The sequence below is a fragment of the Paenibacillus rhizolycopersici genome (genome assembly GCF_014947195.2).
In the GTDB taxonomy this organism is placed as follows: domain Bacteria; phylum Bacillota; class Bacilli; order Paenibacillales; family Paenibacillaceae; genus Fontibacillus; species Fontibacillus rhizolycopersici.
Map to the genome: position 1 here is coordinate 1 of NZ_JADCNN020000026.1, position 24101 is coordinate 24101.

The following is a 24101-nucleotide window of genomic DNA, read 5'->3' on the forward strand; positions in this document are numbered from 1 at the left end:
GGGGGGGGGGGCCCCCGGCCCCCCCCCCCCCCCCCCCCGCGCCGACGAACTCCTCCAGCAGTACGTGACGCTGCTGGAGGAGAATCCAAACTGAAGGAGGTTATCCCATGAACCACGGGAAACCCGTATTCGAGCTGCACCCGAACGAACGCCGGGTCCAGGCGCTAGCCAGCGCCGATCCCCGGATGGGCCGGCTGATCGCCCTGATCGGAAGCCTTGCAACCAAACCGCAAGGCCCCTTGTTCACGGAGCTGGCTCGATCCATCATCAGCCAGCAGATCTCGGTCAAGGCCGCTTCCACCATTCGCGGCCGCGTCATCGAGCTGGCCGGGGAGCTATCCCCGGCCGCCCTGTTGGCCCAAAGCGACACCGACCTGCGGGCGGCCGGGTTGTCCGCTTCAAAGGTCGCCTACCTGAAGGATTTAAGCGATAAAGTACGATCCGGGCAAATTGACCTCGACAGGTTGCAGGAGCATGACGATGAGGAGGTCATTGAGAAGCTTGTCTCCATCAAAGGCATCGGTCGCTGGTCGGCCGAAATGTTCCTCATCTTCGCCCTGGGCCGGGAGCATGTTGTGTCCTACGGGGATGCCGGTCTACAGAGGGCTGCCAAATGGGTGTACGACATGGAAGAGCGCGCTGACCGTAAATACTTGCAGCAAGCCGCCACGCGGTGGCCGTCTTACGGTTCCATTGCCTCGCTCTATTTGTGGGAATCCATTAATCGGGGCCACGTCGATTCGGGGGAGACCTTCAGCGAGCGGCTAAATGGCGTCCAAATAGATTGAGCTTGTCACAGGAAGATATTGGATATATTATAAATTAGAAGGGGATCATGCCTGTTTTTAGAGATAAAATAAAAATTAAAGTGGGGTTGAATCGCTGTGTTCTCGTTATCCGAAGTCCATCGCCCGGTCAAGTGGTATCTGTTCGGTCTGATGGCATTTGTGGGAATTGTATCGTGTCTTGTCGTCCTGGTGTACAACGATTACTTCCTATTAGGCGACCCGGTTCGCCCGAACAACGATGACGTGAAGTACATTCAGACCTCCCGCCTTCTGCTGAACGAAGGTGTACTTGCTTACAATACCAAAGAGGCGCCTTCCGCCTTCATCATGCCCGGGCTGCCGCTCATGCTGTCCGGGTTCATGGCCGTTTTCGGCCAGGATCAGGGCGGCATTATTGCCTTTCGCCTGTTCCAATGTCTTCAGCAAACACTGTGTATTTACCTCATCTTCTGGATAGGCCGGCGGATCTTCAACACCCGTGCGGCTTTGATCGCCTGCACGGTGTCTGCTTTGTATCCACCGGATTACTTCTCTTCCGGGGTCATTCTCTCGGAAACGACTTTCCGCACCTTACTGCTGCTCCTCGTCTGTTGCACGATCCTGGCCAAGGACCGCGGCGGATCTGCCCTATACATCCTCATCGGCGGCCTTACTGCCACGGCGGCCTATTTGAAGCCTCACGCTTCTCTGTACCCTGCCGTTCTTCTGGTCTTATGGCTACGAGTGAAGCTTCCTTGGCGGACGATGTTGAAATACACGCTGCTAATGGGAAGTACCTATGCATTGTTGCTGACGCCTTGGTGGATTCGCAACTGGGTGACGTTTCATGAATTCATCCTGTTTACAAATTCCGGCGGAAGCCCGTTCCTGTTGGGCACGCGAATCCGTTGGCAGTTGCCTCCGGCCGGCTTCTTCGAGGCCTACCCCCAGTATGATCCCAAAACGATATTCGAAGGCGCCGATTCCGCGGCGATCCGCAAAGGTTTGGACATCCTCCGTTACGGTTTTGCGCATGAGCCGATGAAATACTTGTATTGGTATACCCTGGGGCGATGGGTAGAGCTCTATGTCCATCCGTTTTATTCCCGGCCGTTTTGGCCGGTGAGCCGTCCCGTGATGAACGTTGTCCAAGAAGTGCTGATGTACGTGAACACGGCTGGCATCCTGTGGGCCGTAACAACGCATCGCTTGAAGCTGGACCGCTTGCTGCCGCTCTTGTTGGCTTTAGCTTACTTCACGTTAATTTACATACCGTTCGTTGCGTTTAACCGCTACGGTTATCCTAATATGACCATGCTGATTCTATTCGGATCTTTTCTTCTCGGCGACCTAACCTCCCGATTCAAGCGCCGCTCTCATCATCGGCCGGAACGAAAGGAGGCCGTCGCCTCATGAACTTGGACTCACAGCACATTCTCGTTATCATCCCCGCATACAACGAGGAAGCCAGCATCGGCTCAGTGATCCGGGAAGTCCGGAAGCACGTACCGGAGGCCGATATCCTCGTGGTAAACGATGGTTCCTCCGACCGCACGGAATGCTGCGCCCGAGAAGCCGGAGCCAAGGTGCTGACGCTTCCTTACAACGTGGGAATCGGCGGGGGGATGCAAACCGGTTATCTTTACGCCAAACAAAGGGGCTATGACATCGCCGTGCAAATGGACGCCGATGGCCAGCATCCAGCCGGAGAATTGCGAAGATTGATTGCCGGAGTTAAGGAGCATGACCTCGTCATTGGCTCCCGATTCCTGGGGGCCGCGTCCTTCCGGTCATCTGCGGCAAGACGGGTGGGCATCGTCTTCTTCTCCCGGCTTGTCTCCTGGGTTACCGGCGAACGCTTCACCGATACGACCAGCGGGTTCCGCGCCGCCGGACGCAAGGTCATCGAGTTGTATGCCGGGTATTATCCAACCGATTATCCCGAAGTGGAGTCGATCGTGTATTTGAAACGCCAAGGCTGCAGGATAGCGGAAATCCCAGTCGAAATGCGTCCCCGAACAACCGGGAGATCGTCCATTACGCCGTTGCGTTCCGCATATTACATGGTGAAGGTGACCTTATCCGTACTCATGAGCGCACTGCGTCGCCCGCTCCAGCGAACGACGGTGACCGAATAAATGGCGATTTATATCCTCTCGGTTTTTGTTGCCGCGTTGTTTCTCCTATTCGTCCTGGAACTGGTCCGTCGGCAAAAGCTGCGGGAGCAATATTCCCTGCTCTGGATCCTGTTCAGCGCGATCCTGCTGATCTGCTCGATGAACGTCCCTCTCATCGAATGGATCGCTAAACAGTTAGGTGTTAAGTATGCACCGGCCGTGCTGTTTCTGTTCGGCTTGCTCTTCTGTTTTGCGTTTATCCTGCACCTAACGATCGTCATAACCCGGCTGACGACCCAAGTACTGCGCTTAACTCAAGAAATCGTCATCCTTAAAGAACGTGAGGCGGTCCACGAACATGGACAAAACCATTAGTTACATCCTGCTATTAGGCAATATTCTGCTCCTCGTGACCGGGCAAATCCTGTTCAAAATCGGTTTAGGGCGTTCTGGCGGCCTTCACTGGGGGAAGCTTGCGACCTCCCCGGCGGTCATCGGAGGGGTTGCGTTGTACGGCATAGCTACGTTGTTATGGTTCGCGGTGTTGTCCCGCCTTCCGCTAAGCGTCGCCTACCCGCTTCAAGCACTCGCTTACGTCCTAGCGTTGATTCCGGCCTATTTCCTGTTCCACGAATCGATCACCCTAACCAAACTGGCCGGTGTGGCTGTCATATTACTTGGCGTGTATTTGCTGGCAAAGTAACAAACACAAACGGCCTGATCCCTTGGATCAAGCCGTTTATTTCTAAGCATATCCTTTTATGATTACGCCTGCGATTTCATTGCGACCAACTGTTTGACAGCCTGGTCGGTTTCCTCGATCCGGCGAACCATCGGCAGGTTTTGCGAAGTCAACGTATCGACGGTGGCTAATAGTTCTTGCAGGGTAGCTGAGGACTGTTCCACCACGGCCACAAAGTCGTTGACCGCCTGCTCGATCTCGTCAGTTTTCTCATGCACCGAACTGGCAACGCTGCTGATGTCGGCCGCTCCCTGCGCGAGATCCTCCACATTAGCGTTGATCGACATAAACGCGCCTTCCGTTTTTCTGACCAATGCCAAGCTTTGTTCCATGTCGTTGACGTTTTCCTCCAGCCGCACCTGGGACAAATCGGCCTGACGAGTAGCTTGCCCCACGTTGTCCGTAATCTGTTTCGCGGATTCGTTCGTTAAATCGGCCAGCTTGCGAATTTCATTCGCCACCACTTCAAACCCGCGACCCTGCTCACCCGCTCGAGCCGCCTCGATGCTCGCATTTAAAGACAGCAGCCCCGTCTGTTCTGCAATTTCACGGATGGAGGCAGTGAGCTCGGCAATCAGGTGGATATTTCCGATCAGCGCTCCGATATCTTCCTTCATGCCATTCATGTTTGTGTGGAAACGATCGATGGTGCCTGTCAATTGCCCGATCACTGCCGCCCCTTCGTCGGAAGCCGTTTTCGTTTCCGACACCGTTTCGACCAGTTCGCCCAGGGCAGTCGTCATCCGGTTGATATACCCGTTAGAGGTGACGATATTCTCCGAAATCCCCCCGATAGTCTCCGTTTGTACCGCCGCACCCGAAGCCATCTCTTGAAATGCCGTAGCCATCTCTTGAAACGCCTGGTAGTTATCCTGACTGTTCCCCCGAATCTCTCCGATGCTGGCCGCGATCGTCTGGGTAGCCTCGGAAGTCACTTTCTCCCGTTCCAATTCACGTGCTAAGAGTTCCGAAGTTTCCTTGAACATACTTGCCGAGTGTGCGTGCATTTTGCGTCCCAGCGAGGATTGGGCCAACAATACCCAAGCGGTCACGATGAAGAAATACATCAGCACCGCAATATTGGAACCTTCCCCTGCCGGTTCATGGAACACTGTATATTTGACCAGGATGACCACCAATGCCGCGACTAAACCCGTCATGGTTACCTTAAAATCATGGTACATGATACCAACGCTTAGGACGAAGAATGCGGATACTGCTCCAAGCGGGCCTCCGCCTCCTTGAAAAACGGTGATCATCGCAGTAATGAATATGCCCACGATAGAGATATACGGGATCCAATGTTCCTTCTTCCGGGTCACGTGCCCCCCCCAAACCAGCAACAATATCAACAAGTTCGGGATAACGATCAATGTGATAATCTTTGCGCTCGTATGTAGTCCCAAAAGGATGGCGAGGCTGAGAATTACCGTCGTCGTTAAAGTCGAACAGATCAACAGGTTCCTCTTTCGTAAATCTTTGTACAGAAAATCGTTGACATCTTGACCTGTCATTTCCATAACCTCCTGCGCTTCTCTTTAGAAGTATTGACGTATGAAATCAATATCGGCAGGAGGTGTCGGATTATGTAGAATAATTTACTTTATTTAGTGTTATATTCGACATAATTCGATTTTATTCATAGATCCGGACTTCGTACTCGCAGTGTTCGTCCCCGCAAACATTACATTTCGTTTCCCGTACGCTAACCTTCCGGTTTAACATTTTGCCGAGCGCCCCTTCCAGAATCGCACCCTCCAGATCGCATACCTTCTTCTCCTCAATCAAAGGCAATCCCTTGCAAAAGCAATCGTCTATGGCGATCCGAATCAATCGTTCACCCTGTTCCAAAACCCGCGGCAATCCGATACGCAGTTCTGCGAATAAGGCAAGCAGCTCATCCAACGATTCCACGGGTAGGCTTTCGCCGATTTTGCGTCCGATCGAAGCGGTTGTCCCTTTCCCTTCCAAAGGTAGCCCTTGTTGCATACCGATCAGGCGGATCGCCCGAAACAACTCCAGCGGCACCTCACCTCCCAGCCGAGAACGGTCGATTTGTTTCAATTCATTAAACGTAAATCCTCTCATTGTACTTCCCCCTATCCTTGGATAACCGGCGAATGCCGTTGATAGGTTTAATTTGCCATATCTACCCTCAATACACCTTGATTTGGATCAAGAATTCGACAGAAATATTGTGATAATGATCACTATACCTTGACCGACAGACTGTTAAGTTATAGGTAAAATACGCTGTCATTTTAAGAAAGGAAGGGGTCACGAATGAGTTCCTGCGCTTGCCACGCCCAAAATGCAGCCAACGCTCCATCCTGTCTGGCACACGTTCCCGTCTTTGCGCAGCTGCGCGAAGCGGAGGTCGAGTTGCTCCATTCCGTGATGCGTACCTCGCAGTACCACAAGGGCGAGACCATCTTTCGAGAAGGCGACCTCTCGGATGCGCTGTTCGTGGTCAATCGCGGAATCATTAAGCTGACCAAGCTGGAGGATAACGGCAAAGAGCATATCATTCGACTGCTGTTCCCCGGAGATTTCTTCGGCCAGTTTGCCTTACTGCAGGAGAAGCCCCATTACGCCAGCGCCATCGCAGCCGATTCAACTGGCGTCTGCCGGATTCACCGCAGCGATTTCCTCGATATCTTACGACGCGATCCAGATACGGCGGCCCGATTCATGACCGCACTCAGCACGCAGCTGGAGGAAGCCGATGCTTGGGCGGCCGTATTGACCTTGCTTGAGGCCGATCGGCGTTTAGCCAAAATGCTGTTATATTTCCATCGCAAAGCCGCTCCGGATTCTCAGGAATTCGCGCTCCCTGTGTCCAAAAAAGAACTCGCCGGCCTGATCGGCGCCACGCCGGAAACGCTAAGCCGCAAGCTGCGTCAATTGAGCGATGACGGTGTGCTTACCGTCTCGGGACGGCAGTTGCTCCTCCGTGATGAGGCGGCGCTACGCCACCTGGCCGGGGAAGCCTGAACACAGTTGTAACTAGGACGGTTCGCGAGCAGATGATATCCTCTGTCCGGGCCTTTGCACGATTATCCCGATGGATCAGCTCGCTGCGAACTGAACCGGATAGGGTAAAGACGACACCCCACACTCCATGTTCCCTTAACAAAAGGGATAATGATGCAAAGGGGCCATAAAGGCACACCCGGCCCCGGCCCACGGCCCCTGCGCGAAGAGTGCACGTCCAATAGCAAACGCCCCCGCATATGCGGGGGCGTTTTTTTGTGAATCGACAGCTTTATACCGCTTCTGGCTCGAAGTCGCCTTTGGTGAATTGGCTGTTGTACAAATCGGCATAGAAGCCGCCAAGTGCCAGCAGTTCTTCGTGCGAGCCCTTCTCGATCACGGTACCATGGTTCATCACGAGAATGAGATCGGCGTCCCGAATCGTCGACAACCGGTGGGCGATGACAAAGCTTGTTCTACCTCTCATCAGCTCGTTCATCGCTTTCTGGATATGCACCTCGGTCCGGGTATCGACACTGCTTGTTGCTTCGTCGAGAATTAAGATCGCCGGATCGGCAAGGATGGCGCGAGCAATCGTCAGTAATTGCTTCTGCCCTTGCGAGATGTTCGACGCTTCCTCATTCAGGACCGTGTTATACCCGCCCGGCAACGTACGGATAAAGTGGTCGGCGTACGCCGTTTTGGCGGCACGCACGACTTCCTCCTCCGTTGCACCTTCGCGGCCGTAGGCGATGTTATCGCGGATCGTACCGTTAAACAGCCACGTATCCTGCAGGACCATCCCGAACAGGCTGCGCAAATCGCCGCGTTTCATCTCGGCAATGTTGACCCCATCCACCGTGATCGATCCGCCGTTCACCTCATAGAAGCGCATCAGCAGGTTGATCAGCGTTGTTTTGCCGGCGCCGGTTGGCCCGACGATGGCGATCGTTTGGCCCTGTTTCACGTCGATGTTCATATCTTCGATCAACAGATGTTCCGGATCGTAACCGAACTGGATATGATTGAACGCCACATCGCCGCGAGGCTGTTCCAATACAGTGGGATTCGCTGTTTCCGGTACCTGTTCTTCCTCATCCAGGATTTCAAACACCCGCTCCGCTGAAGCTACGGTCGACTGGATGATGTTGGCGATGTTCGCCGTTTGCGTGATCGGCATCGTAAATTGGCGGGAGTACTGGATAAACGCCTGCACATCGCCGATTTCGATCGTTCTCTTAGTCACGAGAATCCCGCCGACCACAGAAACGAGTACATATCCGATGTTCCCGATAAAACTCATAATCGGCATGATGACGCCGGAGATGAACTGAGCCTTCCAGCCCGCCTCATACAGGCGTTCATTAATGTTGTCGAACTGCTCCAATGACTTGGTCTCGCGGCCAAACGCTTTGATAATCTTGTGACCGGTATACATTTCCTCCACATGACCGTTCAGCTGTCCGAGTTCTTTTTGCTGGCGGACGAACTGTTTCTGCGACCGCTTGGCAATTGAGGTGATCGCCACGACGCTCAGCGGTAGTGTCAGGACCGCAATCAAGGTCATCAGCGGACTAATGGACAGCATCATCGCGATAACGCCAATGATCGTCAGGATCGACGTGATTAACTGCGTCAAGCTTTGCTGCAAAGTACCGGCGATGTTGTCGACGTCATTGGTGACCCGGCTTAAAATCTCCCCATGCGTCCGGGCGTCGAAATATTTCAGCGGCAGCTTGTTCAGCTTGGCATTGACGTCCTTCCGCAGGTCGTAAACCGTCTTCTGGGCGACGCCGGCCATTAAATACTGTTGGACATAGCCAAATAGCGCGCTCAGTACATATAAACCAATTAGGATCATAATAATTTGCCAGACGTACTGGAAGTCGATCTCCGCACCGGGAACGCCTTGAGACTTAGCTACGATGCCTTCGAATAACTTGGTGGTCGCCTTCCCCATCACCTTCGGGCTGAAGATGCTGAACACGGTACTCAAAATGGCCATGACCAGTACCGCGGCCAACTGAACCTTATGCGGTCTTAAGTATCGGATCAACCGTTTTAAGGTTCCTTTGAAATCCTTCGCTTTCTCCACTGGCATTCCCATACCAGGACCCCCGTGTCCGCCGGGTCCACCGTGCCCGCGGCGAGGGCCGCCGAATCCGCGTTTTTTCTCAGTTTGCTCTTGACTCATGCGATCTCCTCCTCCGAAAGCTGTGAATAGACGATTTCTTTATAGACGTCGCAAGTTTCCATCAATTCTTGATGCGTACCGACTCCGGCGATTTGGCTATCGTTCATCACGATAATTTGATCGGCATCAAGCACGGTACTGACGCGTTGTGCGACGATGATGACGGTAGATTCCTTCGTTTCCTGTTTCAAGGCGGCCCGCAGCTTCGCATCGGTCTTGAAGTCGAGCGCCGAGAAGCTGTCGTCAAAGATATAAATTTCCGCAGGCCGCACCAAAGCGCGGGCAATCGATAGCCGTTGCTTCTGTCCGCCAGACACGTTGGTGCCGCCTTGGGCGATGGGCGACTCGAAGCCTTGTTCCATTTTGCCAATGAAATCTCTCGCCTGAGCAATTTCCGCAGCGCGCCACACTTCCTCGTCGGTCGCATCTTCCTTGCCATAGCGGATGTTCTCGCTGATCGTTCCCGAGAAGAGCACCGCCATTTGCGGGACAAAGCCGATTTTGCTGCGCAGTTCCTCCTGCGTCATATCGCGGACGTCTACACCGTCAACCCTTACGCTGCCCGCCTGCACGTCGTAGAACCGCGGAATCAAGCTGATCATCGTGGATTTCCCGGAACCCGTCCCGCCGATGATGGCCGTCACTTGGCCCGGCTTAGCGGTAAACGTAATGTCCTGAACCGCCGGTTGTTCCGCCCCGGGATAGCTGAAGGAGACGTTTTGGAACTCGACGAGTCCCTTCGCTTCCGTCGGCCGGCTGCTAGCTGCCGAATCCTTGATCACCGGCACCATGTCCAGCACCTCGTTGATCCGGATGGCCGAAGCCGAAGCCCGCGGAATCATCACGAACATCATCGACACCATGACAAGGGAGAACATGATTTGCATGGCGTATTGCAGGAACGCCATCAGATCGCCGACCTGCATATCTCCAGCGTCAATCCGCAGCCCTCCATACCAAATGATCGCCACGGAAGACAAGTTCATGACCAACATCATAATCGGCATCATAAAGGCCATGATTTTGTTGACCTTGATCGATGTATCCGTCAAATCGAGGTTCGCCGCGTCGAAACGCTTGCTTTCGTAGTCGGTCCGGTTAAAAGAACGAATGACGCGAATCCCGGTCAGGCTTTCGCGCATAACGAGATTCAATTTGTCGATTTTCTTCTGGATCGCCTTAAATAAAGGCAACCCTTTGCGGGCGATCAGGAAAATTGCCCCGGCCAGCACCGGCAAGATAACCACCAGCACCAGCGACAGCGTCGCGTCTTTGGAAACGGCCATAATGATCCCGCCCAAACACATCATCGGCGCCATAACCATCATGCGCAGGATCATGATCAATACCTGCTGCACTTGAGTAATGTCGTTGGTCGTGCGTGTAATCAGCGAGGCGGTGCCAATTGTGTCAAACTCCTCCAGCGAGAAGTTCGAGACATGCTTGAATACCTTGCCCCGAAGCAGCTTCCCGAAGCCGGTTGCGGCTCTAGACGAGAAATAGCTGGCTGCGATCGAACAGGCCATCCCTCCGAGCGCAACCACCAGCATGAGCCCGCCGATTCGCCAGATATACGGCGTATCTCCGTTCACTACCCCTTTATCTACGATGTCCGCCATCAGCGTTGGTAAGTACAGCTCTGATAACGTCTGGAAGAAGACGAAGATAAGCACCGCGGCCACAAGCCAGCGGTATGGTTTCAAATTGCGGAATAGTTTAATCAATTCCCATCAACTCCACTTATTCTATTCATTGAATTACTCTTGGCTTTTATCTGTATTAAGTTTCATATCCACATAATCGTACACCTGCTCCAACAGCTCGATGAGCTGCCGGCTCTTCTCTTCGCCTAGAAACTCTACCAACCCTTGGATTTGGGCCGAACGTTTCTTGGCCGTCTCCTTGACATGGTCCAGCCCTTGCTCCGTCAGCTTAACTCGAACCGCCCGGCGATCCTCCTTGTCGTTGTAACGCAGGACCAGTCCTCGCTCCTCTAAACTGCGAACGAGCGGCGTGACGGTCGGAGAAGCAACCTCCATCATCGCGCTGAGCTCTGACACGGTTACCCCACGTTCATCCTTCTCCATGCCATGTAAGATGTAAAACATCAATCTGACTTCGCTAGGTTTAAACTCCGACGGCGTCAGTTTGCTGAGATCGAGCCTCCGAAAGCGGTGAAAAGCCTTCAGTAGCCTATGCGCCTGCGGGTTATCACCGGTGAACAAACCAATCCCCCCTTATTTATTTTCATTGTTTAATAATTAGTGCGACTATTAATTTGCATGCCTAATTATAAGAGCCTGCAAATGTGAAGTCAAGCGCCGTCAAAATTCAGACAAATAAGGCAAAAAAAGACCGTACCACGTGGCTGATCGCCCGCCTGTAACGGTCTGGAATTTAGGATTATGGACGTGCTTGTTCCGGCTTCATCTCGTCCAGGCTTTTGAACTCATACCCTTGCCGGCGGGCTTCGTCAATGATCGCACCCAAGGCTGCCGCATTGTCCTTGGAGACGGAGTGCAGAAGGATCACCGCGCCGGGATGCAGCTGCGATACGACCTTCTGGTAGGCATAATCCGCCCCGTGCTGGTCGTTCACATCCCAATCCTTATAAGCGACAGACCAAAAAACGTTCGTATACCCGAGCGTCCTCGTCACGCGCAGCGTCCGGTCGCTGAAAATGCCGCGTGGCGGGCGCAGGTACTCCATCTTGGACTGCCCCGTCACCTGGGCGGTTGCGCTTTTTACCTTCTCCAGCTCCTCCCGGATTTGCGCGTCGGAAATCGTCGTCATGTCCGGGTGGCTCCAAGAGTGATTGCCGATCAAATGGCCCTCTGCAGCCATGCGCTTCAGCAGCTCTGGCTGGTCCTTAATGTAGTGGCCGGTCACAAAGAAGATCGCCGGGACCTTCTTCGCCTTCAGCGTGTCGAGGATTGGGGCGGTATAACCGTTCTCATAACCGTTGTCGAACGTTAAGAACAATTCTTTGCGCGAAGGATCTGCGAGGAAAATCGCGCCGTTCTTATCGATAATATCTTTGAACCCTTCCTCGTTAATCGAGGGAAGCTGGCCGCCAACGCTTTTTTTGAATCCGAAATGGTGGGTAACGTCCGCTTGGGCTGATGCAACGGGTAATCCCGTTCCGAACAGCAGGCTGACCAGCAATGAACAGATTAAGGCATACTTCACGGCTGTCTCTCCTTCGTAGCTTTAGGGCTATGCAAATTTCGACATGCCCCTTTACTATCTGCTAAATTCCCGGGAAATATGCAGCCGCGATGCCGCTGTGTTACTTCGAGAGCTCGCTATGTTTGTAGCCGTAGGCAAAGTAGACAATGAGTCCGATAACCATCCAAATCAGGAAAGCGATCCAAGTCACCGCCGGCAGGCTGATCAGCAGATAACCGCAGGTCAGCACGGCCAGCACCGGAATCCATGGTACCAATGGAACTTTAAACGACCGTTCTAGATCCGGACGAGACTTGCGCAAAATAATGATGCCCAGCGACACCGAAATAAACGCGAACAAGGTCCCGATGCTGACGAGATCAGCCAGCTTGCGCAACGGAATCAAACCCGCAAAAATCGCAACGATAACTCCCGTCGCCCAGGTGCTGTTCGCCGGGACGCCGGTCTTCGGATTCAATCGAGCCAGCGGCTTCGGCAGCAGGCCGTCGCGTCCGATGGCGTAGAGCAGTCGCGTCTGTCCAAACAGGAGCACGAACAAAACGGTTGTGATTCCGACGATCGCCCCCAGGGAAATAAAGCCGGCAACCCAATTCTGGTTGATATATTGCAACGCAAAAGCCACCGGGTTTTTCACATTTAATTCGGCATAAGGAACAATCCCTGTCAGCACACCCGTCACGAGAACGTACAGGAGGGAGCACACGACCAAGGACCACATAATGCCGCGTGGCAGATCTTTTTGCGGATTCTTCACTTCTTCCGCGGCGGTGGCCACCGCATCGAACCCGATGTAGGATAGGAACGCCGTCGCCGCCCCGGTCACAACTCCGCTGAAGCCAAAAGGCATGAAGGGCGTCCAATTGCCCAGTTTGACGTAGAACGCACCCACCACGATAAAGAGGAGGATCACGGCGATTTTCACGATAACCATGATCGAATTCAACCGCGAAGACTCCTTGGAGCCGCGGGAGACGATAAATGTCAACACCAGCACGATCAAGATCGCCGGGACGTCAACATAGGTGCCGTTCGCCGGATCAAAGGCGCTGCTGAGCGCCGTCGGCAACGTGATTCCCATGCCAGAGATCAAGCCTTGGAAATATCCCGACCATCCGCTCGCCACCATCGAAGCGGCAAAGCCGTATTCCAGGATCAGGTCCCACCCGAGGATCCAGGCGATCAGCTCGCCAAAGGTGGCGTAACTGTAAGTGTAGGCACTCCCTGACACGGGGACCATGGAGGCAAATTCGGCATAACACAACGCGCAGAACGCACAGACGATACCGGCCAGAATAAAGGATAAGATTAGGCCTGGACCGGCGTGTTGGGCGGCAGCCACTCCGGTAAGCACGAAGATTCCCGTACCGACGATACAGCCGATCCCCAGCATAGCCAGGTCAAAAACGCCCAACTCTTTTTTCATCCCCCCCGGACTGGAGCCGGCCATCTGTTTCTCTTGCAACATGAAAGAAATCGATTTTTTTCGCAGCAAACTCATTTATGCTTTATCCCCTAATCAACAATTTGTGAATCATTTCGCTATTATAGGCAGGCTCTACAGGTTGCACAAGTAGTCTAGTGTCCCATTGTTTGTCAGAACTCAGACAATTCGGGTATTTTTACCCAATATGAGGCGCCAACACTTCCTGAGCAAACCGAATCCATTCCCGAGTGGCAAAAGACTGATATCGATCGTCACGCCATACGATGCCAAGCTTCCAAGGTATCACCGGCTTCACGAGTGGGATGATCCGTACACCCTCGTCGTCGATCTCGCGGCAGATCGTTTCCGGCAGCAGCGTGATGCCGAGGCCAACGGCCACCATCTCGCTGATCAGGTCCCACTGCGAGCTCTCGTAGATGACATGCGGCTGAAACCCGGCTTTCGCGCATTCCCCGATGATGCGGTCATGCAGCGTAAAGTCCTCGCGGAACAACACGAAGCCGTCCTGGGACAGCTCGGACAATTCCGCCGATTCCTGCTCCGCCAGCGGATGCGAGGGATGTACGACCAGATTCAGCTTCTCCTCGACAAAAGGAAAACAGCTAAGCTCCGCTTCCACCGTCGGCAACACGACAACCCCCACATCCAGCAATCCGCCGGCGACGTCCTGTTCTACTTTTTTGGCCCCGTCCTCAAAAAGCTGGATCGTTATATCGGGATAGCGTTGATGAAACTCCCCAATCACCTTCGGAAAAAAGCTCGCCCCCACCATCGGCGGAAGCCCGATGCGGAGATGTCCTTTCTTCAAATTACGCAAATCGTCGAGCTCGGCCATCAGGTTCTGGAAGGAGGTCACGATTTGCTGGGCCTGCGTAGCGATAATCCGTCCGGCGTCGGTCAGCTCGATTTTTTTGCCGACCCGATCGAACAGCACGACCCCGAGTTCCTCTTCCATGGCTTTGATGGTTTTACTGATGGTCGGTTGGGTAATGTACATCGCTTCGGCTGCCTTGGTAAAGCTTCGTTGCCGAGCGACTTCAATTAAAACCTGCATTTGTCGGATATCCAACAGCCTGCGCTCCTTTAATTCATTTTATCTATAACCAAATGGAATGCTTCTCATTCAGTATATTCATTTTACTCATGAAAACAATCGGTGTAAGATTTCATTACCAACCAAAAACAGAAGGGAGCTGCTCATATGAACAAGATGAAAGAGATCGGCATGGGGATCCTTCAGATCGCCATCCTGTTCTTCGTCTCATTGGCCCTGAACAAGGTCGCGGAGCTGCTCCATTTACCGATTCCAGGATCAATTCTGGGTATTGCCGTCTTGTTTACCCTATTGAAAACAGGCGTCGTTAAACTGCAATGGATAGAACGAGGCGCGAACTGGCTGCTAGCCGAGCTGCTCCTGTTCTTTGTTCCTTCCGCTGTCGGCGTCATGCAATATATTCCCTTGCTCGAAAGCGAAGGCGTTCGGATCTTGATCGTCGTGATCCTCAGTACCGTTATCGTCATGGCTTGTTCCGGGCTGATCGCCTCGCGTATCGAAAAACGAAAGGAGGGCCGAATCTCATGATTGTAGGCATATTTTGTTTAGCTTCTACCCTGATCATCTACGGTTTATCGAAACGGTTGTATCGGATTCGGCCGAAGGTCTATTTGTCCCCTCTGCTGATCACCCCGTTGGTTCTCGTCATCGGCTTGCTGTGGGCACAAATTCCCTATGAAACCTATCATTCCGGCGGTAAGTGGCTGAGCAGCATGCTGCAGCCGGCCACGATCGCGTTTGCGATTCCCTTGTACAAATACTACAATGTGCTGAAAAAACATGCTGTGGAAATTCTCATTAGCGTGCTAAGCGGCTCCGTGGTCGCCATGTTCTCCTCGGCGTTCTTGGCCGAATGGCTGCATCTGGACGACCAGCTGATTACCAGCTTGATTCCCCGTTCCGTCACGACGCCGATTGCCATGAACGTATCGCAGGTGATCGGCGGCGTACCGAATATAACCGCCGTATTCGTTATTCTGACCGGCTTGCTGGGCGCCATGCTGGGACCATTGGTCATGAAGTTGTTCCGCATCGAAGGCGAAGTTGCCCGTGGCGTACTGTTCGGCACCAGTGCTCACGGCACGGGGACATCCAAAGCGTTCGAGCTAAGCTCCTTGACTGGAACCATTTCCAGCATCTCCATGATCTTAGCCGCCCTGTTTACGTTAGGGGTTGCTCCAATGCTTATCGCCGTTCTGCACTTTTAAGCTTTATTCCTATGTGGTTCCTCCTAATTTTTCATATCTTGTTTCTTTGGGCTCCGCCTTGGCGGAGCCGTTTTTTTTGTCGACTTCTGGGCGGAAATGTCATTGCCGCCCCTCATGATCTATTATATGATTAATTAGTTATGATTCTCGCATTGAGAGAGGTGCCGGTAGTCTTGCTTTTTAATTCCTACGAATTCATTTTTGCGTTTTGGCCGATCTCGTTTATCGTTTACTTTCTGTTGAACCGGCTATGCCCGCCCGTATTCGGCAAGCTCTGGCTCGCCGCGGCTTCCCTGTTCTTCTACAGCTATTGGAGCATCAAGTCGCTGCCGCTCATTCTGGCGTCGATCGCCTTCAACTACGTGATGGGGCGCTCGATTAACCATTCCGCCGACAAGCCGATCCGGCTGCGGAAACTGCTGCTTACGCTGGGTATCACCGGCAACGTACTGTTGCTGGGCTATTACAAGTATGCCGATTTTTTCATTACAAATATCAATTCGCTGTTTGCCTCGCATATCAAGCTGCTGGAGCTGGCATTGCCGCTTGGGATCAGCTTCTTCACCTTTACGCAAATCGCTTACCTTGTCGATGCCTACCGAGGGAAGGCGAAAGAATACAGTATTGTCAGCTACGTGCTGTTCGTTACGTTTTATCCGCACCTGATCGCCGGCCCTATCTTGCACCACAAGGAAATGATGCCCCAATTCGATCGGCCTCGGAGCAAACGGATCATTCCGGGCAATGTGGCTCGCGGGTTCTTTATTTTCTGTGTCGGGCTATTCAAGAAGGTCGTCATCGCCGATACGTTGGCACCTATTGCCACCCAGGGCTTTGATGTTTCGAACCATTTGGGATTTGTTGAAGCCTGGATCACTTCGTTGTCCTATACCTTCCAGCTGTATTTTGATTTCAGCGGCTATTCGGATATGGCCATCGGGATCGCGTTGCTGTTCAACATTAAGCTGCCAATCAACTTCAATTCGCCTTATAAAGCCTTGAGCATTAAGGATTTCTGGAGCCGTTGGCATATGACCTTAAGCCGTTTCCTGAAGGATTACATCTATATCCCGCTTGGCGGAAACCGCAAAGGGACGTTCCGCACTTATTTTAACCTGGTGGCGACCTTCCTGATCGGCGGTTTCTGGCACGGCGCAGGTTGGACATTTATCGTCTGGGGCTTGATGCACGGCATCGCTCAGGTCATTCAGCGGTTATGGCAAAAGACAGGCGTCGTCCTGCCGCGCTGGTGCGCCTGGCTGATCACCTTCTTGTTCATCAACTTCACCTGGGTATTCTTCCGAGCTACCTCTTGGGATGATGCGCTTAAGGTATTGCGCGGCATGTTTCGTGTCGGAGACATTAACGTGTCCCTCACTTTGGCCAGCCAAGCACTGTTGGTCCTCGCGGCTTTTGCCCTGGCGTTGTTCGCGCGGAATTCGATGGAGCTCAAGCTGAAGTTCAAGCCGAACTTGCGTTATGCCGCCTTTATCGCCGGACTGTTTGTGTTTTCAATTCTGTATTTCAACCAGGTCAGCGAATTCTTGTATTTTACGTTCTAATTTTTGACGTTGGTTAAAGGAGAATCTCCCTTGAAAAATATTCGTTTCGTCGTCTGGTTCATGGCTTTTGTCCTGTTGTTCGCAGTGCTGGTCGGCTCATTCGTGTATGCCGTCGATCCGTTGCAGCTCTACCGAAAGGCTTCCTATTCGCCGCTGTTCACCAAGCAGCAACGATATCAAAACCCGGGTCTGGCCAAAAATTACGCCTATGACACCATCATCCTCGGAAGCTCCATGACCGAGAACTTTGTTCCTTCGGAAGTCGGCGCACGGCTTGGCGGCCAGGTCATGAAGTTGTCGATGGAGGGCTCTACCGCCAAGGAACAGCGGATGATCGCCGATGTCGCGGTCGGAACCGGTCAGGTGAAGAAGGTGTTGTGGGGGATCGACTATTTCTCGTTCCGGGACAATGCGGTGCGGGACGAGGCCAATTTCCCGTTTTATTTATACGACGATAAGATCTGGAACGATTATAAATATCTGCTCAACGTGTCCGATGTTAAGCACGCCCTCGGCGCATTGTTTCTGCCAAAAAGTCAAATGCCCCAATTGCGCAATCTCGACCTGCTGAACAATTGGGACGTCTCTACCAGCTACGGTCCAACCCAGGTGTTTGCCAAATGGCAGGAAGCTAAGCTGTCAGAGCAGTTGACGGCAGATTACGAGCCCGCTTTGGAGGTCGTAAAGCAAAATTTCGAGGACAATACGATGAGCTTCATTGAGGCGCATCCGGATATCGAGTTCATCATCTACTATCCGCCTTACTCCGTATTACGCCAGCAAATGTGGTACAGTCTGAACCCGGATCGTTTCGAAAACCAGCTCGAAATGAAGAAATACATGTATGAGCGATTTAGCGCCTTTGCCAATGTCCGTGTGTATGATTTCCAAAGTGACAGTACCCTAACTTATGATCTGGACGAATACAAAGACTTGTCGCATCACTCCGCCGCTATCAATCGCCGGATCATCGAGGAAATCGCTGCCGGCACCCATCAGGTCACCGCAGCAAACGTGGAGTTGAACAACAAGTTGCTGCAGGAGCAGGTGCAAAGCCTCGTAATCAACGAGGATGGCCCGGTGTATTCTGTAGTCGTCAATGTGAACGGCCAGGAGATCACCTTCGATGAGCTGCCGCCAGCCGATGACGATCAGGTTCGCGTTCCGCTCAAGGACTTCGCTTTGGCCGCCGGCATCGAATTCAACTACAACGCCGCCGACAAGACGGCCAGTTTGACCCGAGGCGAACGTGAGGTCAAGGTTGCTGTCGGTGCCGATACGGCCACCGTGAACGGCACGGAGACGCCTATAGAGGCGCCTACGAAGATTTACAACGGCCGCCTGACCGGTCCGCTGCTCCAAATCATTCACCTGCTGCAAGGGGATGTAGAGGTGGACCAATCGGAACAGGAGTCCTACATCGTAACGTATAACATCACGTTGGAATAAATAAATGAAACCCCTCGCCAGTTAGCGAGGGGTTTTATTTTGTGCGTAAAGTTGGACACAGGGGCCTGCTTCCTACGCCGGCTGTAACGCTTATGAGCATCGTTATTTGCCGCAAAACCCCATCTAAAAAGATGTAACGCTTGTCACAACGCTTATTCAACCATTTTTATGCTAAAACGGCTGGTTTCGCACCCATTAAGACTCCCGATCAGCGTTAGAAATAGATCCACCCTGATTTCGCCCAAATAAGGCTTCTGGCAGGCGTTAGCGCTCACCCAACTTGCGAAGCAAGTGCATAACGACTCGATACCTCACCCTTGCTCGAGACGCTTCAGTTCCCGGCAATGGGGGCAATTCTCCTTGACGCACACCTTTTCCTTCAAAGCCTGCAAATCTCGAACGACGAACCCTTTGCGGCTGACCTGAACGATGCCTTCCCTGCGCAGGCTAGTCAACAGACGGCTCACCGTCTCCCGGGCAAATCCAATCGTACTGGCCAACTCCTGGTGCGTTACAGGGATCGGTACGACGACTTCTCCTCCCCGCTCTATGCCAAAATGCTCCGCGAGGTAAATCAGAAACGAGATCCCCCGATCTTCTACGCTCCGCTGATTAAAATTCAGCAGTTTGCCTTGCAGTTCGCGGATTTTACCGCTCATCAGCCCCATCATTTTAAATGCCAGCTCAGGCGAGCCCGCCAGAAGCTGCTCGAAGGAGCGGAGTGGGATCGCGAGCAGGCTGGTCTCAACGACGGTCGAGGCCGTCACCGGCGAGGCTTCCGCATCGAATCGGCCGGTGAGCGGGAACATGTCGCCGTGCTTCAGAAACGAGAAGATTTGCTCATTGCCCTTCTCGTCCGTCCGGCTCGTCTTAATGAGCCCGTTCACCACAAAATAAACCGCCTCTACCTCGTCTCCTTCCCGGAATACGGCCACACGCCGTCCTAGCAGCCTAGGAACAGTAAGCGCTCCGATCCGAGCCACCTCGTCCAGGGACAGCCCCTGAAATAAGGGGAAGGAGCGCAACATAGGGGTTGAATGCTCCATACTCCCCGCCCCCTACTCAAATACTTCTTCTTCAGCGACGTTCGGTTTGCGCAGGTGGAACATGGAACGTACAACCACATAAACCAGCGGCAGAATTCCCACTACAATAAAGATCGTATCCGGAATCATCCGCAGCCACAGCAGCAGGCTTACCGTATCCTGCTGATAGAACGAGAAGTCTCGCGCCGACCAGAAGCCAAAATCAAACGAATGCTTCAGCTGGATGAAACCCACTGGCAACAGGGTAATCACGATCATCCCCGTTAGACCGATATTCAGCCCCCAGCAGGAGATACGCAGCAACTTGTCGTTCCACTGCTCAGGTTTCACGATATTCCGCATTGTATACAGCAGTACAGCGATCGCAAACATCCCGTATACGCCCATCATCGAACCGTGGGCATGAGCCGTCGTCAACGTAGAGCCGTGCATGAAGTAGTTCACCGCCGGCAGGTTGATTAAGTAACCGAGTACCCCTGCGCCAACCAAGTTCCAAATGGCCGTCGATACCAGGAACCGGAAAGCAGAAGTGTACGGGAACGTCTGACCACCGTCTTTCATCATTTTGTATTGGTCGTAAGCCTCCAGAATTAACAGCGTCAGCGGAATCACTTCCAGCGCCGAGAATACGGCACCCAAGGCAATCCAGATTTCGGCCGAGCCATTGTAGTAATAGTGATGGCCGATCCCAATCACGCCGCTGCCCAGCAGCAAAATTAACTGGAACAACAAGGAGCGCACCGTAGATTCCTTAGTAACCAGCTTCATTCGCACCATGAGGAAGCCGATGACAACGACGGCGAACACTTCGAAAATCCCTTCCACCCACAAATGGATGATCCACCAGCGCCAATAGTCCGCATAGGTGAAGGACGTCGACGGATTAAAGAAGAACGCAAAGATATAGAAGAATGGAACGGCGATCGCCGAATAGAACAGCAAGTGCGTTAAGCCACCCTTATCGGTTTCCTTCCGCAAAGCGCTTCGAATGGCGCGATACACAATGAACAGCCAGATCCCCATCCCGATAACAAGCAGGACCTGCCAGAAACGGCCCAACTCCAGGTACTCCCAGCCTTGATGACCCAGCCAGAACCACAGGTTGCCGAGATAGCCTTTCGCTCCGAGCCATTCGCCGATTGTACTCCCCGCTGTGAGCACTACCAGCGCCCAGAACAGGATATCCACCAGTAACCCCTGATGTTTCGGTTCCTTGCCGCCAACGAGCGGTGCTACATAAATCCCCATCCCCAGCCAAGCCGTCGCTACCCAAAGGATGACCAACTGCAAATGATAGGATTTAGCGATATTGAACGGGAATAGTTTGACGATCCAGTCCAACCCGAAGAAGCTGTTGGGTTCAACGTAATAATGCGCCAGCAGCGCGCCGAAACCAACTTGAATCAGAAATAGCAGCACGACAACGAGAAAATATTTTGCCGTCTTCACCTGGCTAGCCGTCACCGGCATGCGGTTCAGGTCCAACACCGGGAATTTGCCCGGTTCATAGGCTTCATGCATGTGCAGCTTATAACGGTTGTAGAAATACAACACCAATCCGAGCACCAAAACGAAAAGCGTCATACTGATGCCACTCCAAAGAACGGCTGAATAACTCATCGTATTGCCCGCATCTTCGAAATATGGCCAGTTATTCGTATACGTAATCGTGTCGCCCGGCCGCTCTGTACCGGATAACCAAGCGGTCCAGAAGAAGAAGTCGGCGATTTGCTTGCGCATATCCCCCGGCGCCACATAAGCGCGCCCTTCCTCCGGCATCGTTTCGTTTTCGAACAAATTCGGCTGGATGCCGCGTCCGTCACCTTCCGTGAAGACCTGGTCATAATAGGCGCGGACTCGCTCCAACCCTTCGGCCTGGCCATCGGTCAACACCAAGGTCTTGGCGTTCTTGTCGTAGCGGTTCTGCTTCATCTCCGCCTTAACCTTCTCAAAAATCAACGATTGCTGCTCCGGATCCAGTTCGGCGTAAGTCGTACCGTACTCCGCTTGCGCATGTTGATCGTGCATGGCGTCCGTGACCATTTTCAGCGATTGGGCCGTGTAATCCGGTCCCAAATACGAACCGTGTCCTAGCACGGTGGCGTAATCCATCAGGCCATACTTCTGAAATACCGCTTGCCCGCCGGTTATCTGCTCCTGGGTCGTCAATACCTCGCCTGCGGTATTCACGACTTTAAGCGGCGTAGGCGCTTGCGATTTAAAAATCCAATATCCTCCGGCAATGAGCACCGTGAAGCTTAGTAAAAGGACACAGATCAGAATCCCTTTCAAAAATGAGTTTTGGGCTTGATTTCTCTTCATCCCCTCGTCTCTCCTTTCCTTCTAGACAGACTCAGGATAAGATTTTGGCACGAGGGGAATTGTGATTCGGATTACAATTGCGTAATTCTTTATCTTTCCACAACGAAAAAAATCACATTTAGTTCAAATTTTCTTTTTACTCGTGAATAGATACGGGATTCCCCGTCCGAGCCGACTCCAAGGCGGCGCAGGTGATCCGCTGAGTTTTCACGGCATCGGCATAATCAGACAAGATCCGCGAGGTGTCGCCGGTACGCAGGCCATGGATAAACGCCTCGGTCTCAGCTACATAGGGATTATCCTGTCCGGTGTAGGCCGTCTTGGTTCCCGGGAGATGGATCTCCAACCGCTCCGGGCTCCAGGCCAGAATGCCAGAATCCGTATATAGATGCAGCCCTACTTCGGATACGCCCCCCGGTAAGATGCAGGTATTGGAGATCGTGGCCACCGCCCCGCTTTGAAGTTTCATCGTGACGGTACCGACGTCCGGCACGGTCACGTTATCAAAGTGTTCCTGTACAACGCGATTCCCATAGGCGGCATAAACCTCCGTAACCTCTCCAGCTGTATAGCGAAGCAGGTCAACGATATGGGTCGTCTGCTCCACGAACTGCCCTCCTGAGCCCTCTTGGCTTCGCCACCAGGCCACCTGCGGCATATCGCCCATCCATGCTCCCAGCGCCATACCAATCGTCCGGCCCTCCAGCGATTCCTTTAACCTGCGTATCGATTCTTTATAACGAAAATGATAGCCTACCGCGTGGACGAGCGGCTTTTGCTCTAAACGCGCAAGAATTCCCTGAGGTGTGGACAGGTCCGCAGCAAGCGGCTTTTCCACGAAGAAGGGAATGCCTCGTTCGATCAACTCGGCTTCGATGTCTCCGTGCGCCATAGGCGGGATACAAAGATAGACGGCATCCAGCTTCTGCGAGTCCAGCATATCCGTTAAACTGCCAAATCCGATCGCCCCCGGATAACGGTCGGCGAGGGCCTGCGCTTTGGCTGCCGTCGTTCCGGTAACGGCCGTCACCCGGACGCCGTCCATTCCTGCCAATATGTCACCATGCACCTTGCTAAACCAACCCGTACCTACGATTCCGATCTGCAATGTCATGTGAAACCTCCCTGGAAATAAATTTCGAAGTCGATGAACTACCTCTTTAAGATAATGGTTATCCTAACTAACCACAAGTTTCGAATCCTTCATTCACTTCTAACTGTACTTGTATTTATAACAGTTGAGAATTATACTGATCACATGAAGAATGAAATATAGAAAGGGTGGAGCCTGAAAATGAGCACGCTCAATCAAGTTGATTTAAATGATTTTTATACCGTACTGCAGGAAAGACATTCCGTTCGCGTTTACGACCCATCCGTGAAAATTTCCAAGGAAGAGCTGAAGGAAATCGTAGAGCTATCCTTGTCCGCTCCGTCCTCATCCAATCTGCAACCTTGGCGTTTTCTGATTATCGATGAGCCTGAGCTGAAGCAAAAGCTGCTCCCGATCGCCAACAATCAGCAGCAGGTCGTTGATTCCGCGGCCGTGATTGCCGTACTGGGCGATCTCCAATCCTACGAGCGCGCCGAGGAAATCTACGCCGAGGCCGTTAAGTTTGGCGCCATGACGGAAGAGATCAAAACCAATTTTGTCGAGCGTCTGCACAAAGGTTATGGCGGCATGGGCCCGGAACGATTGCACCAAATCAACTTACTGGACGCCGGATTGGTGTCGATGCAGTTGATGCTGATCGCCAAAGCCAAAGGCTACGATACGGTTCCAATGGGCGGATATAACGCCGAAAAATTCGTTGAAGCTTTCGAGGTCCCGGAAACCTTGAAACCGATCCTGCTGATCGCGATCGGCAAAGCGGCAAAAGCGGCTCATCCAACGCCACGCCTTTCGGTAGATCAAGTCGTGAATTGGAACTCTTTCCAGAAATAATCAGGATGACCCAAAACGGCCAGTACCGCATCCATCGACCTTGCGGAACCGGCCGTTTTTTCGTCTGAACCCCCGCTTCCCCGGGCATA

Annotated in this window: 21 protein-coding genes and 1 pseudogene; 11 read left to right on the top strand and 11 right to left on the bottom strand. The window is 52.9% G+C overall.

Annotation, left to right across the window (positions count from 1 at the left end):
- Positions 1–107 precede the first annotated feature (107 nt).
- From IM700_RS20165 to IM700_RS20185, 5 genes are all read left to right on the top strand, one after another.
- Entirely contained in the window at positions 108–788 is a 681-nt protein-coding gene (locus IM700_RS20165; RefSeq protein WP_193417068.1) for a DNA-3-methyladenine glycosylase family protein, read from the top strand.
- A gap of 96 nt (positions 789–884) precedes the next feature.
- On the top strand, positions 885–2183 hold the full coding sequence (locus IM700_RS20170) for a glycosyltransferase family 39 protein (protein WP_193417067.1): 1299 nt from the start codon (positions 885–887) through the stop codon (positions 2181–2183).
- Positions 2180–2905, top strand: a complete 726-nt coding sequence (locus IM700_RS20175; protein ID WP_193417066.1) for a glycosyltransferase family 2 protein — start codon at positions 2180–2182, stop codon at positions 2903–2905. The genes IM700_RS20170 and IM700_RS20175 overlap by 4 nt, the downstream gene beginning before the upstream one ends.
- Entirely contained in the window at positions 2906–3259 is a 354-nt protein-coding gene (locus tag IM700_RS20180) for a DUF2304 domain-containing protein (RefSeq protein ID WP_193417065.1), read from the top strand. It begins immediately after the preceding gene.
- The gene (locus IM700_RS20185; RefSeq protein ID WP_155604896.1) at positions 3243–3587 is read left to right on the top strand and encodes an EamA family transporter; all 345 of its coding nucleotides are present in this window, start codon (positions 3243–3245) and stop codon (positions 3585–3587) included. The genes IM700_RS20180 and IM700_RS20185 overlap by 17 nt, the downstream gene beginning before the upstream one ends.
- A 269-nt stretch (positions 3588–3856) precedes the next feature.
- Here the strand turns inward: IM700_RS20185 and IM700_RS20190 are convergent.
- Positions 3857–5146 (bottom strand): annotated as a pseudogene (locus tag IM700_RS20190) (methyl-accepting chemotaxis protein); the annotation flags it as partial.
- Between the two features lie 115 nt (positions 5147–5261).
- The gene (locus IM700_RS20195) at positions 5262–5714 is read right to left on the bottom strand and encodes a V4R domain-containing protein (RefSeq protein ID WP_193417063.1); all 453 of its coding nucleotides are present in this window, start codon (positions 5712–5714) and stop codon (positions 5262–5264) included.
- Between the two features lie 195 nt (positions 5715–5909).
- On the opposite strand from IM700_RS20195, the gene IM700_RS20200 reads away from it, so the two are divergent.
- Positions 5910–6620, top strand: coding sequence for a Crp/Fnr family transcriptional regulator (locus IM700_RS20200; protein ID WP_193417062.1), 711 nt, complete (start codon positions 5910–5912; stop codon positions 6618–6620).
- Between the two features lie 271 nt (positions 6621–6891).
- Here the strand turns inward: IM700_RS20200 and IM700_RS20205 are convergent, their stop codons facing one another.
- The 6 genes from IM700_RS20205 to cidR all read right to left on the bottom strand — a co-directional run bounded on the left by IM700_RS20205 (position 6892) and on the right by cidR (position 14495).
- Entirely contained in the window at positions 6892–8793 is a 1902-nt protein-coding gene (locus IM700_RS20205) for an ABC transporter ATP-binding protein (protein ID WP_272491493.1), read from the bottom strand.
- Complete coding sequence (locus tag IM700_RS20210; protein ID WP_193417061.1) at positions 8790–10517, bottom strand: ABC transporter ATP-binding protein; 1728 nt, start codon at positions 10515–10517, stop codon at positions 8790–8792. The genes IM700_RS20205 and IM700_RS20210 overlap by 4 nt, the downstream gene beginning before the upstream one ends.
- 33 nt (positions 10518–10550) lie before the next feature.
- A complete protein-coding gene (locus IM700_RS20215) occupies positions 10551–11018 on the bottom strand; it encodes a MarR family winged helix-turn-helix transcriptional regulator (protein ID WP_193417060.1) in 468 nt (155 codons plus the stop codon).
- Between the two features lie 178 nt (positions 11019–11196).
- Entirely contained in the window at positions 11197–11982 is a 786-nt protein-coding gene (gene pdaA / locus IM700_RS20220; RefSeq protein WP_193417059.1) for a delta-lactam-biosynthetic de-N-acetylase, read from the bottom strand.
- 100 nt (positions 11983–12082) lie between these two features.
- Positions 12083–13480, bottom strand: coding sequence for an amino acid permease (locus IM700_RS20225; protein WP_193417058.1), 1398 nt, complete (start codon positions 13478–13480; stop codon positions 12083–12085).
- 121 nt (positions 13481–13601) lie between these two features.
- The gene (cidR, locus tag IM700_RS20230) at positions 13602–14495 is read right to left on the bottom strand and encodes a cidABC operon transcriptional activator CidR (protein WP_155604888.1); all 894 of its coding nucleotides are present in this window, start codon (positions 14493–14495) and stop codon (positions 13602–13604) included.
- 141 nt (positions 14496–14636) lie between these two features.
- Between cidR and IM700_RS20235 the strand changes: the two genes are divergently transcribed.
- From IM700_RS20235 to IM700_RS20250, 4 genes are all read left to right on the top strand, one after another.
- Positions 14637–15008, top strand: coding sequence for a CidA/LrgA family protein (locus IM700_RS20235; RefSeq protein WP_418888799.1), 372 nt, complete (start codon positions 14637–14639; stop codon positions 15006–15008).
- Positions 15005–15688 (top strand): CidB/LrgB family autolysis modulator, encoded by a 684-nt coding sequence (locus IM700_RS20240; protein ID WP_155604886.1) that lies wholly within the window; start codon positions 15005–15007, stop codon positions 15686–15688. The genes IM700_RS20235 and IM700_RS20240 overlap by 4 nt, the downstream gene beginning before the upstream one ends.
- Positions 15689–15861: 173 nt before the next feature.
- On the top strand, positions 15862–17250 hold the full coding sequence (locus tag IM700_RS20245) for an MBOAT family O-acyltransferase (RefSeq protein ID WP_193417056.1): 1389 nt from the start codon (positions 15862–15864) through the stop codon (positions 17248–17250).
- 30 nt (positions 17251–17280) lie between these two features.
- Complete coding sequence (locus IM700_RS20250; RefSeq protein ID WP_193417055.1) at positions 17281–18699, top strand: copper amine oxidase N-terminal domain-containing protein; 1419 nt, start codon at positions 17281–17283, stop codon at positions 18697–18699.
- Between the two features lie 311 nt (positions 18700–19010).
- Here IM700_RS20250 and IM700_RS20255 read toward each other — a convergent pair whose 3' ends face one another.
- The 3 genes from IM700_RS20255 to IM700_RS20265 form a co-directional block, all read right to left on the bottom strand.
- Positions 19011–19745, bottom strand: coding sequence for a Crp/Fnr family transcriptional regulator (locus IM700_RS20255; protein ID WP_193417054.1), 735 nt, complete (start codon positions 19743–19745; stop codon positions 19011–19013).
- A 12-nt stretch (positions 19746–19757) separates the two neighbouring features.
- A complete protein-coding gene (locus IM700_RS20260) occupies positions 19758–22067 on the bottom strand; it encodes a nitric-oxide reductase large subunit (RefSeq protein ID WP_193417053.1) in 2310 nt (769 codons plus the stop codon).
- A 136-nt stretch (positions 22068–22203) separates the two neighbouring features.
- A complete protein-coding gene (locus IM700_RS20265; protein WP_193417052.1) occupies positions 22204–23181 on the bottom strand; it encodes a Gfo/Idh/MocA family protein in 978 nt (325 codons plus the stop codon).
- 180 nt (positions 23182–23361) lie between these two features.
- Here IM700_RS20265 and IM700_RS20270 point away from each other — a divergent pair, with 180 nt between their 5' ends.
- Positions 23362–24012 (top strand): nitroreductase family protein, encoded by a 651-nt coding sequence (locus IM700_RS20270; RefSeq protein WP_193417051.1) that lies wholly within the window; start codon positions 23362–23364, stop codon positions 24010–24012.
- Positions 24013–24101 lie beyond the last annotated feature (89 nt).